The following is a 13,706-nucleotide window of genomic DNA, read 5'->3' as shown; positions in this document are numbered from 1 at the left end:
GAACAGGAGCGCCTGGGCTTGCTATCTTTTTCAACATGTTTAGTGTAACAGGGGAAAAGCTGGACTGTCAACAGACAAACCGAACGATAAACAATGGTAAATGAAATAACATTCGCCTTTAGAACATCCGAGAAAGCCTTCCTCTTTTCATCCAGGCATCCGCCTCGCTCTTTTTTTCCAAATCCAGCCTGAGCCAGTAGTCGACAAACGGCGCCGCATTCTCTCCGGCAGCTTCTGAGAGCATTTTGACAAGCTCCCCTCCAGTTGCCTGGCTGTATTGATGGTTTTGGACGTACTCGCGCAACATTTGATGCAGCCGGTCTTTCCCCCACTCCGACCGCAGCGTCCACCACATCATCCCGCCTCTGGCATAGACCAGATCGCTGTAGCTCTTCCAGTCGGGAAAACGGTCCAGCGGCAGCCAGACATCCAATCCTTGTTTTGCGTAGGCATCCGACTGCCTGGCCCGTTCCCTCCGGTAGGCCAAATAGCTTCCGCCGCCAGACACCGGACCATCCTCCAGGAACGCCATCGTGGCATAATCGGCGAGGCTTTCGTCTACCCATGCCTCGCGAATCTCGTCGCTCCCGACCAGACCGTAGAACCACTGATGGGCCGTTTCGTGCGCCACTACCGCTGTCCCCATCCCGTTTGGACCATATTGTGAAGCAAAAAAGTCCCCCTGGATAAAGGAAATCCCGGGATACTCCATCCCTCCGAAAAAGCCTCCTGTCTTGACCACGTCGTATTCCGAATACGGGTACCTGCCAAACTGCTGGCCAAAATAGCGGATTGACTCGGCCGCTGTCTCGTGAAGACGGGCTACTGTTTCCGGATCGTCCCCCTCCTGCCACCATGTCCGGATGGTGGTCCCGTTCACCTGACTGGTCGTCTGCCTGTAGCTGTCATCCATCACGACCAATGCAAAATCCCTGATATTCCACGCATCAATCTCGTAGGCTGCTTCTTTTTGCGGACGTTTCCGCGTGACGACAGCCTGGCTTTCCGTCCCGCTCGTCGCCAAAAGGTAGCCCTCCGGCAGATGGACCTTCAGATGGTAATGAGCCATCTCGCTATAGAACGGGTCGCCCATCGGATAGTACGGGTCCAACCGCCATTCTCCCTTTTCGCGCACTGCCAGCATCGGCAGCCAATTGCCCAGCCACATGGCGTGACCGTTGTAGGACAGGCGCCCATTGTTGCGAGGGAGTTTGATCTGAAATTCAATCTCTACTTCCCTCAGGCGGGAGGTTTGCTTGCCGGATTGAACCGTTCCAGCGGACCTGACATCGGACTGGTTCGGGTTTACTTGCTCTTGTGTAATTTGCTTATCGCTGGTCTGCCTGGCGTTGGTCTGCTCTTCATTGCTTTGCTGCTCTTCATTGGTCAGCCGCTTTTCATTCGTCTGCCCGCCATTGGTCTGCAAAGTCTCAGGCAACGCTACCTGCAAAATGTTCTCCGTCGGTCCCGCCGTCCGAAATGCAGCAGTCTTTCCATCTGCACGGACATCCATGATCCGCATTCTTCCCGGTTCTGTCTGCTTTCCGAGAATCTGCTGCCAGTTGGGATCGCTCAAATCTGCCTGGGGATGAAACGCATTGGGGTACAGGTGAAACATCGCCTGACTGTCCGTTGAAAAAAATCGAACAGACAGCTTCCCGGAAACGGTGTGATTTTTCGGATCAATCCGGACGTCTCCGGTGTACGTCGTATGCGCCGGAATCTGCTCCGGCTTCACGGTATCGGCCCTCGCCTGATCCTTCCACGGCTGTGCCAACAGAAGAGCCGTCAAACCTGCCCCTGCTGCTGCCAGGAGCATCCATCCCTTCCGTCTCATGAGCGATCCCCCTCATATCTTACCGCTTTGCTGCCCGCTGCCGATCCAGCCAGGCCTCCGCCGCCTGTTCTTGACTTCTGTCCAGCAGCAGCCAGTATTTGATAAATAGGCTGGCATCTTCACCGGCTTCTGCCGTCAGCGCTTCCACCCATCCTTTCCCCGTCGCGATCCCGTGCTGATGGGCAGCCACAAAGCGCCTCAGCATTGCGTGAAGACGCTGTTCTCCCCACGCTTCCCGGAGCAGCCAGAGCATGGTCGTCGTCCGGGAATAGACCAGATTGCTGTAGCTCTCGTTATCAGGGAAACGGGACAGCGCCATCCACGGCTTGAGCCCTTTTTTGTCATAAAAGCCTGTCGTCCCTCTGACCATTCGGCCCACTACCTGCTCGCCGGCCAGCTCCGGATAGGCATTTACCATAAAGGCGAGGGAGGCGTATTCTGCCAAGCCTTCGTCAAGCCATGCCTCTTCTACCTGATTGTTCCCCACGAGACCATAAAACCACTGATGGGCCGTCTCGTGAACAACTGTGGGGATCGATGACAGGTGATCGCCCTGGTAGTGGGAGCCGTCCAGAAAAACGATGCCTGGATACTCCATGCCATTGATATTGCCGCCGATTCTCACCGTATCGTACTCCGGATACGGATAGGCGCCAAACTGAGCCTGAAAGTATGCGAGGGCTTTCACCGCCGCTTCGTGGTTCCGCTTCACTTGTCCCGCCGAATCACCCTGACGCCACCAGCTGCGTACCCATGTATTCCCTACAGGCGTCTCCGCATGCTGATAGGTGTTGTCCATAATGACGAGCGAAAAGTCTCGAACCCGCTTTGCCTGCAAGCTGTAGGTGATTTCACCCGTCTGAAGCTCTTTTCCCGCTATATTCCGGTCCGTCGCCGTACTGACGAATTGGTACCCGGCAGGGATCGTCAGTTGTACCTGGTAATTCGCCGTTTCCGTATAAAAAGGATCACCCACCGGTCCATAAGGGTCCAGATGCCAGCCAGAGGCATCGTACACCGCCAGTACCGGCAGCCAATTTCCGAGCCAGATCGCATGCTCGTCATACGACATCCGCCCCATGTTGAGGGGCAGCGTCATCTCGAAATCCAGCTCCAGGTCGATTGGTTGGGTAGTTGCTTGGGCAGTCGCTTGGGCAGTCGCTTGTAAACCTGCTTGTGTACTTGCTTGTGCGTATTGTAGTTCGCCTTCTTTAGCGCTGACAGCCTTTCCGAGCCCTACCTTCACGACCGTTCCGTCGATCTGATAGGAAGCAGGCTTTCCTTGGACGACCAGTTTGGTAATATGATACGTTCCGGGCACGGCATTTTTTCCTAAAATTTCTAGCCAAAGCCCCCCTGATTTTTTCTCGGTAAACGCCAAAGGATACAGGTGCAAATACACATAATCCGGGTCTCTCGGCGCAAACCGGATGTGGACGCTGCCGGTTGCTGTCTTGCTTGCCGGATCGATTTTCACATCAGCCGCATAAGAAGTCATGTCCTCCGTCGCTTGCCCCGCCGTCGGGGACACGGCAACGCTCTTTTCCAAGCTGTCGGCAGCATTCTCGCTCTCGCTCATACCGCTATTTTTTGCCGCAGCAAGCCTGGTGCCTCCAGGAGTATCTCCCGCACCTGCCGAAGCCGCGGCCCGCTTTGCAAAAGCCGCTCCTCCGGCAGGAAAAATCCCCACAAAACTCATACTGACGACCAATACCACATAGACAGCTTTCACCGAAACGAGCCTCTCCACCCGGCTTCTCACCGCATCTCCCTCTTTTCTTGTCTTCTATCCTACACGATCTCCACTGTTTCGCTAAGCCTGCATTTGGGTAAAAATGGAGGGCCAGTCCTTTTCATCTTTGATGCGAATTGTCCGCTCCTCGCCGCTGATCATATTCTTGACGACCACCGTCCCGGCAGCCCGCTCATTTTCCCCGAAAATCAGCACATACGGGATTCGCTCCTTGTTGGCGTAGTCCAGCGCTTTTTTCAAGCGGCGTCCCATGAGCTCTACCTCTACCCGCAGACTGGTCGATTTGCGAATGAGGTTTGCCAGTCCCAACGCCTCTGCTTCTGTCCCGAGCGGAATGACAAAAACATCTGCACTGCGGGCTTCAAAAGGGCTGTCGCCCATCGTGAGTGCCGTCAAAATGACGTCCAGTCCATATGAGATGCCCACGGCCGGATACTCCCGTCCGTCCCCCAGAAACTGGCCGATGATCTTGTCGTACCTCCCCCCGCTGCCAATGCTGGAGGTGATTCTGCCGTCCTTCAAAAAGATTTCGTACACCGTACCCGTGTAGATGCTAAGGCCCCGGGCCAAAAAGGGGGTAAACCGAACCTCTCCGGCCACACCCGCTCCTTGCAAAAGGGCAAACAGCTCCTGCAGCTCGGCTGCGCCCTCCTGTACCAATTGCTCGTCGTACCTGTTTGCCAATCCATCGAGACTCCGTTCCCCATTGCGCAAAAAATCGGCGATCTTCGCTATTACCGGCTCCTCGATTTGCCGCTCCCGCAAATCGTCGCAGACGCCATCTACTCCGATTTTTTCCAGCTTGTCGAGCGATAGCATCACATCTGCTGCCTGCTCCTCCGCGATCCCCATCACCTGAAGCAAGCCGGACAACAGCTTGCGGTTGTTCACCTGGATGTACACGTCCAAACCGAGCCGCGCAAAAGCCTCAAATGTCATGCTGATCAACTCGGCTTCGGCCAGCATGGAGGTCGTCCCGACGATATCTACATCACACTGGATGAACTCGCGGAACCGCCCCGGCTTGACCGGACCGTCGCGAAACACCTTGCCGATTTCATACCGTTTAAACGGCAGCCGCATTTCAGGATTCATCCCGACGACTTTGGCGAGAGGGACGGTCAAATCATAGCGCAGCGCCAAATCGCGTTCCCCCTGATCGGTCAGCCTGTACACCTCTTTGAGGATTTCCGCCCCTCCCCCGTATTTCGAAGCGAGCAGATCGTAATGCTGCAGCATCGGCGTCTCCAGCGGCTTGCAGCCGTGCGAGGCAAATACTTCCTCCAGCGTCCTCCGGATCGTATTGCGAAGCCCCTGTTCCTCCGGCATAAAATCCCTTGTCCCTTTGACATTGCGCAAAATCCCTTCCATAAACTGTTCCTCCTTTTCATTTGCTTCCCAGTCTGCTTCTTTTCCTTCTCCGGAAACGGCAAAAAAGCCATGCGGAGACATCAAATGCCCGCATGGCTTTCCTTCTGCCACCGCAGGCACCAAGCACAAACAGCGCTTGCACCTGCGGAAAATTTCATTTCCGTAGATACAAACGCTCTAATGATGGTGATGCAGTTGAAGGAATGTGCGAAGACCGATCATCGGTCCATCCCTCCTGAGCAGAATTTTTCCTATCATACAACACGCAGTAGCCGCGGCGCAAGAATCAAGCTTGTCCCCTGCACAATAAAAAACCGGCTGCCGCCACTCAGGCGACAACCGGTTGACCTTTTGTCCATCTATTCTCTCAGGAAGATAAAATACGCCAGGAAGACGAAGAACAGCCCGTACATGACTGGATGAACCTCGCGGCCTTTGCCCTTCAACACCTTGATCACCGGGTAAGTGATGAAGCCTGCCGCGATTCCGGAAGCGATGCTGTAGGTCAGCGGCATCATCAGGACCGTCAGGAACGCCGGGAACGCTTCGTCCATTTCGCTCCACGCGATCTGGGCCATGTGAGACGCCATCAGTACACCTACGATCACGAGCGCTGGCGCTGTCACAGCTTCCGTCACGACGGAGAGCAGAGGGAAAAAGAACAGAGCCAGAAGAAACATGATCCCGGTTACAACTGAGGCAAAGCCTGTCCGGCCGCCCGCTGCGACGCCTGCCGTCGATTCGACATAGCTGGTCGTAGTCGACGTTCCGAGGATCGCTCCCGCCATACCGGCAATCGCGTCGGAAGCCAGTGCGCTTCCCGGACGAGGCAGCTTGCCATCCTTCAGCAAGCCTGCCTGGCTCGCTACTCCAAGCAGTGTTCCTGTCGCATCGAAAAAGTCAACAAACAGGAAAGTGAAAACGACAATCAGCATTTTCGCGCTAAACAACGTAGAAAAATCGCCAAGATACTGGAAAGCTGCACCAAAGGTTGGAGCAAGGCTTGGCGGCGTGTCGACGACCTGTTTCGGAAGTTCCACAATCCCGAAAATCATCCCCACGATCGCCGTCACAACCATCCCGACGAAAATCGCGGCATTTACCCGGCGAGCCATCAGGACTGCCGTCAAAACCAGACCGAAAACAGCCAGCAAAGCATTTTTCACAGCCAATACCTGCGCGGCATCCATATCCGGATGGAAGGTCAAATGGCCGAGTGTCACGACTGTCGCGTCACTGGCGATAATAATACCCGCGTTTTTCAAACCGATAAATGCGATAAACAGCCCAATCCCAGCGGACACCGCGTACTTTAGCCCCTGAGGGATGGAGTTTACAATCGCTTCCCGAATGCCAGTGAGCGACAGGAGCAAGAAAATCGTACAGGAGACAAAAACCCCCGCCAAGGCCTGCTGCCAGGGAATCCCCATCGTCAGAACAGCTGTATACGTAAAGAACGCGTTGAGTCCCATCCCCGGCGCCTGGGCGATCGGCAAACGGCCGACAAACGCCATGACGAGTGTACCAATCGCTGCTGCCAGCGCTGTGGCTGTAAAAATGGCGCCAAATTCCGGATAGTTCGCTTTCAGCTCAGGCGGCAGATCGGCCCCGCTGAGGATGAACGGATTGACAGCCAAAATGTAGGCCATTGCGAGAAATGTAGTGATACCTGCAATCGTTTCACGACGATAATTGGTGCCTAGCTTGTCAAATTCGAAGTACTTCCGCACCGGAATGTCCCCCCAGATATTTTTCGGTAAATAAAAAGCCGAGGCGCAACCATACACCTCGACTACCGAACAAAACAGACGGGAAACCATAAATAAAATGAGTACCTTAACGTTTCAATATCCCCGTTGATGTCTTGTTCGTAGCCAGGTCGTTTGCGGCGACCTCGTAGAAACTCCCGAGCCCTATTCCCGAGAATATACGAACCTTCCTTATTTACCTTTTCACAACGAAAAGTTTAGCAGGAAGAAAAGAGGTTGTCAACGAAAAATACGAACGTTAAAAATCTCTGATCAATCAATATCCGGTTTTATTGCACTTCAGATGAGGACCTTCCTGCCATTCTCACAGCTTGTCCCCAATTCCGAACGAAAATTTACTCCCACTCGATAGTTGCTGGCGGTTTGGACGTGATGTCGTACACGACTCGGTTCACGTTCTCCACTTCATTGACAATCCGGGTGGAGATTTTCTCCAGCAGATCCCACGGAATCCGAGCCCAGTCTGCAGTCATTCCATCAATGGAGGTAACGGCCCGAATCCCGACTGTGTAGGAATACGTACGAACGTCACCCATTACTCCGACACTTTTCATATCCGGCAGTGCCGTGAAGTATTGCCAAATTTCTCGATCCAGACCTGCTTTCGCGATCTCTTCGCGCAGGATAGCATCCGATTCACGAACGATCTCCAGTTTTTCTTCTGTAACTTCGCCCAATACACGAATGCCAAGACCTGGTCCCGGGAACGGCTGACGCCATACGATTTCATCCGGCAATCCGAGTTCTGTTCCCAGCTTGCGGACTTCGTCCTTAAACAGTGTTTTCAACGGCTCGATCAAGGTGAAGGTCATATCCTCTGGCAGCCCGCCAACGTTGTGGTGAGACTTGATGGTGTGGGCAGTAGCCGTACCGCTTTCCACGATGTCGGTATAGAGTGTGCCCTGGGCAAGGAAATCCATGTCTTTCAGCTTGCTTGCTTCCTCGTCAAACACGTAAATAAATTCGTTACCGATGATTTTGCGTTTTTGCTCTGGATCGGTTACGCCTTTCAATTTGTTTAGGAAACGTTCGCGAGCGTCAATTTTGATGACATTCATCGAGAATTTATTCGCGAATGTCTCCATGACGCCTTCCGCTTCTCCCTTGCGGAGCAAGCCATGGTCTACGAACATGCAAGTCAGTTGATCGCCGATCGCCTTGTGAATCAAAGCCGCTACGACCGAGGAGTCGACCCCGCCGCTCAAAGCGCACAGAACCTTTTTGTCTCCAACCGTCTCGCGGATCTTTTTGATCTCATCGTCGATAAACGTGGTCATGCTCCAGTTGCCTTCGCAACCGCAAATCTCAAACAGGAAGTTGGCGATGAACTCGTTTCCTTTTACCGTATGGCGCACTTCCGGATGGAACTGTACCCCGTACAGCTTGCGCTCAGGATGGCTGATGGCTGCCACGGGACAGCTGTCGCTGACTGCATCGATCCGGAAACCGGCCGGCAGCTCCACGACCTTGTCGGAGTGGCTCATCCAGACCACTTCATTTTCTCCCCATTTTTCGTACAGGCTGTGCGGTTGCTGCAGACGAAGCTCGGCTTTTCCGTATTCCCGTTTGCCGGCGCGCTCCACTTTTCCTTCCAGCATGTGGCTCATCAGCTGCATGCCGTAGCAAATCCCCAGTACCGGCACATCCAGATCAAAAATAGCCGGATCTACTTTCGGTGCGCCTTCCTCATACACACTGGCAGGTCCGCCGGAGAAAATAATCCCCTTTGGCTGCATTTCCTTGATTTTTTCAACAGGTGTATTGTAAGCGACCAGCTCGCTGTACACCCCAAGATCCCGTACGCGACGGGCGATCAACTGGTTGTATTGTCCCCCGAAATCCAGTACGACGACCATTTCCATTGGCTTGCTCATGAGATCCTCCTTCTCCTGTTTCCGCCAGGTTGTTACCGATAATTTCACCTTGGCCAAGCTCATGCACCGCGAAATTGGGAACGTAAACGCATTTTCGTTTCCCAACCGTCCAAGGTTGTAAAAAAACCGGGACCATTGCCTCCGATAAAACAAAACGGAGGCAGAGTCCCAGTTTGTGTACACTTTTGCGGTTGCATGTACAAAAATCCGAAGTCCTCACCTCGTAGTCGCCCGATTTACGGTCGAGCGGTAGAAACTGTCAGGCCAATTCCTGATACTATACGAGTATTCGAAGGAAATTCTAGCAGACTGAAGGTAATAGTTCAAGGCTTCAATTGCTGGGTAAGCCGATCAATCAGTTGCTGTGCAATCGAACGGGCCTTTTCCTCCATTTCCCTGCACCCATAATAGAGACGCTCATACAGGTGAGTGAGGTACTGTAGGTCTTGACGTTTGTCACCGGTCAGAGCAATTCTCTTCACGTACTCCCGCAAAGTCTCACCCGGTTCCCGGCGTGAATGCAGATGCTGAATCATCTGAAGCAGCAGTTTATATCGATCCGAGTAGTGCTCGTTTGGATGACTTCTCATTTGACGCTGAAGCCACCAATACGTGATAACCCGTTTCTTCCTCCAGGCCAGATAAGCACCGGCTGCCAGCAACACAAGCGCTGCCGCTTTTGCTTGCCACGGCATTTTCCAGCTTGCCTGTGTGGGGCTGTCGGCGCCCTCAAGCTCGTCTAGTCGGTTGTTTCTCCGTTCGGCTGCCGTATTTTCTTGCAGATTCGGAACCGGCAGGGTTACCGATTGTTCCGATGAGTTCAGATCGTATTTGATGCGAACAGGGGACAAGAAAGTGCTGGTCGCTTCAAACGGAATCCAGCCTTGTCCAGGGAAGTAGACCTCTACCCAGGAGTGAGCGTCCTTGTTTCGAACTTCGATGACATCGTTGCCATTGCTGTCAGTGCCTACGCGGCTGCCCGGAGCAAATCCCTTGACCCAGCGTGCCGGTATCCCGATCGATCGCAGCATGACCGCCATCGAGGTCGAGAAATGGTCGCAGTAGCCCCTGCGGCTGTCAAACAGAAAGTGGTCTACGAAGTCCTGCCCCGGTGCCGGTACGGGCACATCCTTGGTCTCGTATTTATAATCTCCTCCCGTACGGAGGTAATTCTCGATCGCGCGCACTTTTTCATACGGAGTGTTTGCGTTCTTGGTGACATCCAGAGCCAGCTCCTTCACTCTGTCGGGCAACTCGCCAGGAAGCTGCAGGTAGCGTTGCTTGATGTCAATCGGATAGGTGGAACCGGCTTGCATGATTGCCTTTTCGCTGACAATCGGCACTTCCGCTTCCAATTCATATTTCTCCGGCTTCAGCAGAAAACGGCTCGGCAGTGATCGCTTCTGTCCTGTGCTTTGAGATTCTGTCGCTTGTTCACCCTGTTCTTCTGTCGGCTGTACTGCCCGACCACTTGCAGGCTGCCCGGTTGGAGCTTCTCCCGGCTGTACCGCCTGACCACTTGCAAGCTGCCCGGTCGGAGCTTCTCCCGGCTGTACGGCCTGGCCACCTGCGGGCTGCCCGGTCGGAGCTTCTCCCGGCTGTACGGCCTGGCCACCTGCGGGCTGCCCGGTCGGAGCTTCTCCCGGCTGTACTGCCTGGCCACTTGCAGGCTGCCCGGTCGGAGCTTCTCCCGGGTGTGGCACGCCTCCCTCTTCTGGCTCGGCTTCCTCCCTCGGAGCTCTCATATCTACTCTGCCGGCCCGTACCTCCACTTGCTGGCTTGCTCTGTCATAAACCATCGTGGCGTTATCAGGCTCGATGCTTACAACCTTTTTCAACTGCCCTGGATAAAACATCGTAAAATACGGTTCCCCTCTGGAAAAATCCATTGTAGCCCGCACTTCCTTTGTTTCCGTTCCATGAAACAGCATTTGCTTCCACTGATGGGTTTGCAGGTTCAAAATAGGCTCATACTCCCGCTCTCCCTTTTGCCAGCCGCGTCCTGTGTAAATATCCTTGGAGTCGCCGCGCCAGTACGTCCGCTCATTGGTGATAGCAACAAAGACTAGCGCCTCATCCTGTTGGAAGGGGCCACCGAGGTTTTCGTCATTATTGTCGTAGCCGACCTTTTTCATGGTGCCAACTGGCCCTTCCTCGCCTCCGGTTAAAAAGGCGATCGGATCCGGCCAGACGGCATCTTTTTTCGGGCCGGCGTAGGCGACACTTACTACGATGGCCAGAATCAATACCGGGGCGATCAACGTATTCCACAGCGTCCAACGCTTTTTGCCCGCAATCGGGGCCCGCTTGGATATGGCTGTCAGATGGGCGACAGCCAGCAGCATAAACCCGTAGATCAGCGTTCGGATGATCGCACCGTCCGCCTCATAAGGCAAAAACGTATCCAGCACTGCCAAGTACAGCTCTGTCAAAAAGACAAACCAAAGGCCCTGCCGCTGTTCCAAAACTAGATAGGTGACCATCGAAATCAGTATGGCCAGCATGAGATCAAATAGCAGGTTGCGGGAGATCAGAGACATCGAAATCCAATCCTGCTGAAAAGCCAACGGCACATCGCGCACCAGGCTTGCATACATGTTGTAAAGCCATTCCGTACTCAAAAACGACGATGTGAAAAAGTCGGAATGAATGATCCATAAAATACCGAGCAGCTTGAAAGGAAAGGTCAGCCATCGGTATGGAACGACCAGATCGAGTAACAAAACACCTGCAACGATCATGTAGAATGGCCAAAGTGTTCCGGTATCGGTCAGCTCGCTTAAAGGCAGCAGCCACTCCCTCAGCATGAGAAAAAGAAACAAGGCAGCAAGCCATTCCATTCCTTTGGGGCGTCTCCAAACACTCATTACGAGGCACCTCCTATCCGCTTCCCGTCTTCCACATCATCCAGGTGCACCGATTTGCACGTTACCTTGCTCGCCACCAGCATTTGAATAGCTTGCTTCTCCTCCGGTGCCGGAACCGCATGTGCATGAATCCGCAGTAGATGGACATGCCGCCCTTTTTGAGACAACTGTACCAACCTGGCTACCAGTTCTTTGTCGACGCGTGGCGTGATCACGACCAGTGTGACGCCTGGAGGCTGCTCCAACGCTTCCCGCCCCACAATCCGGGCAAAGCTGTCCACACCTTCCGCCATCACCCGTGCCAGTTGGTCAAAAATCCGGATAAAATGCGTATGCGAACAGGCTGGTTGTATCGCGATTCGCTCTTTTTGCTTGTACGTCAAACCGTAATGATACTGATTGCGATTGGCATAAGCGACGAGACTTGCGGTCAGTTTTACGGCGGCCTCGAACAATTGCGGCGTTTGATCCTGGTAGTGAGCCTTTTCTACATCCAGAAAAAAGACCACCTGGTTCATCGCCTGGTGTTCAAATTCTTTTGTCTTGAGACCGGTCCCGCGTGCCGATGCGCGCCAATGAATTTGGCTCAGTCTGTCTCCACGGTGATATTCACGGACACCTCGCACTGCCGCTACGTCATCAGAACGGCGATGAGCGACGTGTACAGTCCCGCTAAAGCTCCCGTCACCCAGTGCCCAATGCGTCATTTCCCGATACGACGGGTATACGAGGAAATCATTGAAGACCGGGACCGTCTTTTTCCGTTCAACAAATCCAAAAAAGTCTCCCCCGCCCACCACACATTCGGTCATGCAATAATAACCCCGCGGCAGGCCGGGTATGACGTATTTAAACTCTATTTCTCTTTTAAACCAAGGAAAGACTAATTGCCGATGCGGCTCAAATACACCAGCCAGCCGGTCTGGCAGCGGTTCTATCACTACGTTCCAGCCCAAAGGAAACCAGAAACGGCGGCGCAAACGCACCGTTACAACGACGTCTTCGCCTTCCTGAAGGCGGTTTCGGTCGATTTCCCTGACGACCTCTAACGAGCGGAACATCATGAAAAACACGCACAATTCATAAGCCAGAAACACCAGGCTGCTGTAAAACAAAAACCAACTGGCAAACCCGCCCTGGAACATGGCAAATACAAACGTAATGAGGACAAGTGCAGCGGTTTTGATCTTCCCATAGCGTTGTTGTTTCATGCACGTTCACCGCCTCAGCTAACCGGAACACGCGTTTCCGATAGAATCGCCGATAGGATCCGGTCGATCGTAGCTCCCTCCAGCCGAGCCTCCGGTTTCAAAATAATCCGATGAGCAAATGTCACCGGCACCAGTTCTTTGATGTCATCCGGAATCACATAATCTCGCCCACGCACGAAAGCCAACGCCTGGACCGCACGGAAAAGGGCAAGTGACCCGCGTGGGCTGACGCCCAGGTACACCTGATGGTGTTCTCTCGTCCGCATGCACAAGCGTACCAAGTACTCCTGAACGCCTTCAGACACTCGGACAGTGGCGACCTGCTTTTGGATTTGAGACAGCTCTTCTGTTGTAACGACGGGCTCCAGGCTGTCGAGCGGGTTTTCCCCGGAGAACCTGTTTAACATCCGCACCTCTTCCTCCAAGGTCGGATAGCCAAGACGCAGCTGCATCAAAAAGCGGTCTAACTGCGCTTCCGGCAAAGGAAACGTACCCTCGTACTCCAAAGGGTTTTGGGTTGCCATTACAAAAAACGGGCTGTTTAATCGGTAGGTATTGCCGTCAACGGTAACGGAACGCTCCTCCATTGCCTCAAGCAGCGATGACTGTGTCTTTGGAGAGGTACGGTTGATCTCGTCAGCCAAAATGACATTGGCAAAGATCGGTCCGGGACGGAACTCGAATTCCATCGTTTTTTGATTGAAAATCGCTACGCCTGTTACATCTGTCGGCAGCAGGTCGGGAGTAAACTGGATTCGTTTAAATTCGCCGCCAATCGATCTCGCCAAAGACCGAACCAGCATGGTTTTACCGACTCCAGGGACATCTTCCAGCAAAACATGGCCATTTGCCAATATGGCTGCCACGCATAGTTCAATAATGGAGCGCTTTCCAATCAGTACTTTTTCAATATTAGCAATCAACTTTTCCACAGAGGGATGTGGATGATCGAGTTTAATCGAGTTCATGGATGACAACTCCTGTTCCAACGTATTCTACCTTTTCGGCAATCACGTGTAATAAG

The 13,706-nt window shown here is 53.5% G+C and carries 8 protein-coding genes and 2 riboswitches; all 8 genes read right to left on the bottom strand.

Annotation, left to right across the window (positions count from 1 at the left end; translation table 11 throughout):
* Positions 1-118 precede the first annotated feature (118 nt).
* A complete protein-coding gene (locus tag NST37_RS03375) occupies positions 119-1,837 on the bottom strand; it encodes a M1 family metallopeptidase (RefSeq protein ID WP_339186251.1) in 1,719 nt (572 codons plus the stop codon).
* A 19-nt stretch (positions 1,838-1,856) separates the two neighbouring features.
* Entirely contained in the window at positions 1,857-3,599 is a 1,743-nt protein-coding gene (locus NST37_RS03370) for a M1 family metallopeptidase (protein ID WP_003389494.1), read from the bottom strand.
* A gap of 51 nt (positions 3,600-3,650) precedes the next feature.
* A complete protein-coding gene (locus NST37_RS03365) occupies positions 3,651-4,961 on the bottom strand; it encodes a histidine--tRNA ligase (protein ID WP_024984802.1) in 1,311 nt (436 codons plus the stop codon).
* 359 nt (positions 4,962-5,320) lie between these two features.
* The gene (locus NST37_RS03360; RefSeq protein WP_003389497.1) at positions 5,321-6,691 is read right to left on the bottom strand and encodes an NCS2 family permease; all 1,371 of its coding nucleotides are present in this window, start codon (positions 6,689-6,691) and stop codon (positions 5,321-5,323) included.
* 121 nt (positions 6,692-6,812) lie between these two features.
* Positions 6,813-6,914, bottom strand: a riboswitch (purine riboswitch).
* 151 nt (positions 6,915-7,065) lie between these two features.
* Complete coding sequence (gene guaA / locus NST37_RS03355) at positions 7,066-8,604, bottom strand: glutamine-hydrolyzing GMP synthase (RefSeq protein WP_003389498.1); 1,539 nt, start codon at positions 8,602-8,604, stop codon at positions 7,066-7,068.
* 204 nt (positions 8,605-8,808) lie between these two features.
* Positions 8,809-8,909: riboswitch (purine riboswitch) on the bottom strand.
* Between the two features lie 18 nt (positions 8,910-8,927).
* Positions 8,928-11,471 carry a transglutaminase domain-containing protein gene (locus NST37_RS03350; RefSeq protein ID WP_339186249.1) on the bottom strand — a complete coding sequence of 848 codons (2,544 nt, stop codon included), beginning with the start codon at positions 11,469-11,471 and terminating at the stop codon, positions 8,928-8,930.
* Positions 11,471-12,682: a DUF58 domain-containing protein gene (locus NST37_RS03345; RefSeq protein WP_024984799.1), complete on the bottom strand. Its 1,212-nt coding sequence runs from the start codon at positions 12,680-12,682 to the stop codon at positions 11,471-11,473. Before NST37_RS03345 ends, NST37_RS03350 begins: the two co-directional genes overlap by 1 nt.
* A gap of 14 nt (positions 12,683-12,696) precedes the next feature.
* Positions 12,697-13,650: a MoxR family ATPase gene (locus tag NST37_RS03340; RefSeq protein ID WP_024984798.1), complete on the bottom strand. Its 954-nt coding sequence runs from the start codon at positions 13,648-13,650 to the stop codon at positions 12,697-12,699.
* Between the last annotated feature and the right edge of the window lie 56 nt (positions 13,651-13,706).

The sequence above is a fragment of the Brevibacillus sp. FSL K6-6036 genome, from assembly GCF_037964015.1.
In the GTDB taxonomy this organism is placed as follows: Bacteria; Bacillota; Bacilli; order Brevibacillales; family Brevibacillaceae; genus Brevibacillus; species Brevibacillus borstelensis.
This window is presented reverse-complemented; position numbering and strand designations above follow the sequence as displayed.

Coding starts and splice junctions, on each gene's coding strand:
- NST37_RS03375 (WP_339186251.1), bottom strand. CDS start 1,837: ATGAGACGGAAGGGATGGATGCTCCTGGCAGCAGCAGGGGCAGGTTTG.
- NST37_RS03365 (WP_024984802.1), bottom strand. CDS start 4,961: ATGGAAGGGATTTTGCGCAATGTCAAAGGGACAAGGGATTTTATGCCG.
- guaA (WP_003389498.1), bottom strand. CDS start 8,604: ATGAGCAAGCCAATGGAAATGGTCGTCGTACTGGATTTCGGGGGACAA.
- NST37_RS03350 (WP_339186249.1), bottom strand. CDS start 11,471: ATGAGTGTTTGGAGACGCCCCAAAGGAATGGAATGGCTTGCTGCCTTG.
- NST37_RS03345 (WP_024984799.1), bottom strand. CDS start 12,682: ATGAAACAACAACGCTATGGGAAGATCAAAACCGCTGCACTTGTCCTC.
- NST37_RS03340 (WP_024984798.1), bottom strand. CDS start 13,650: ATGAACTCGATTAAACTCGATCATCCACATCCCTCTGTGGAAAAGTTG.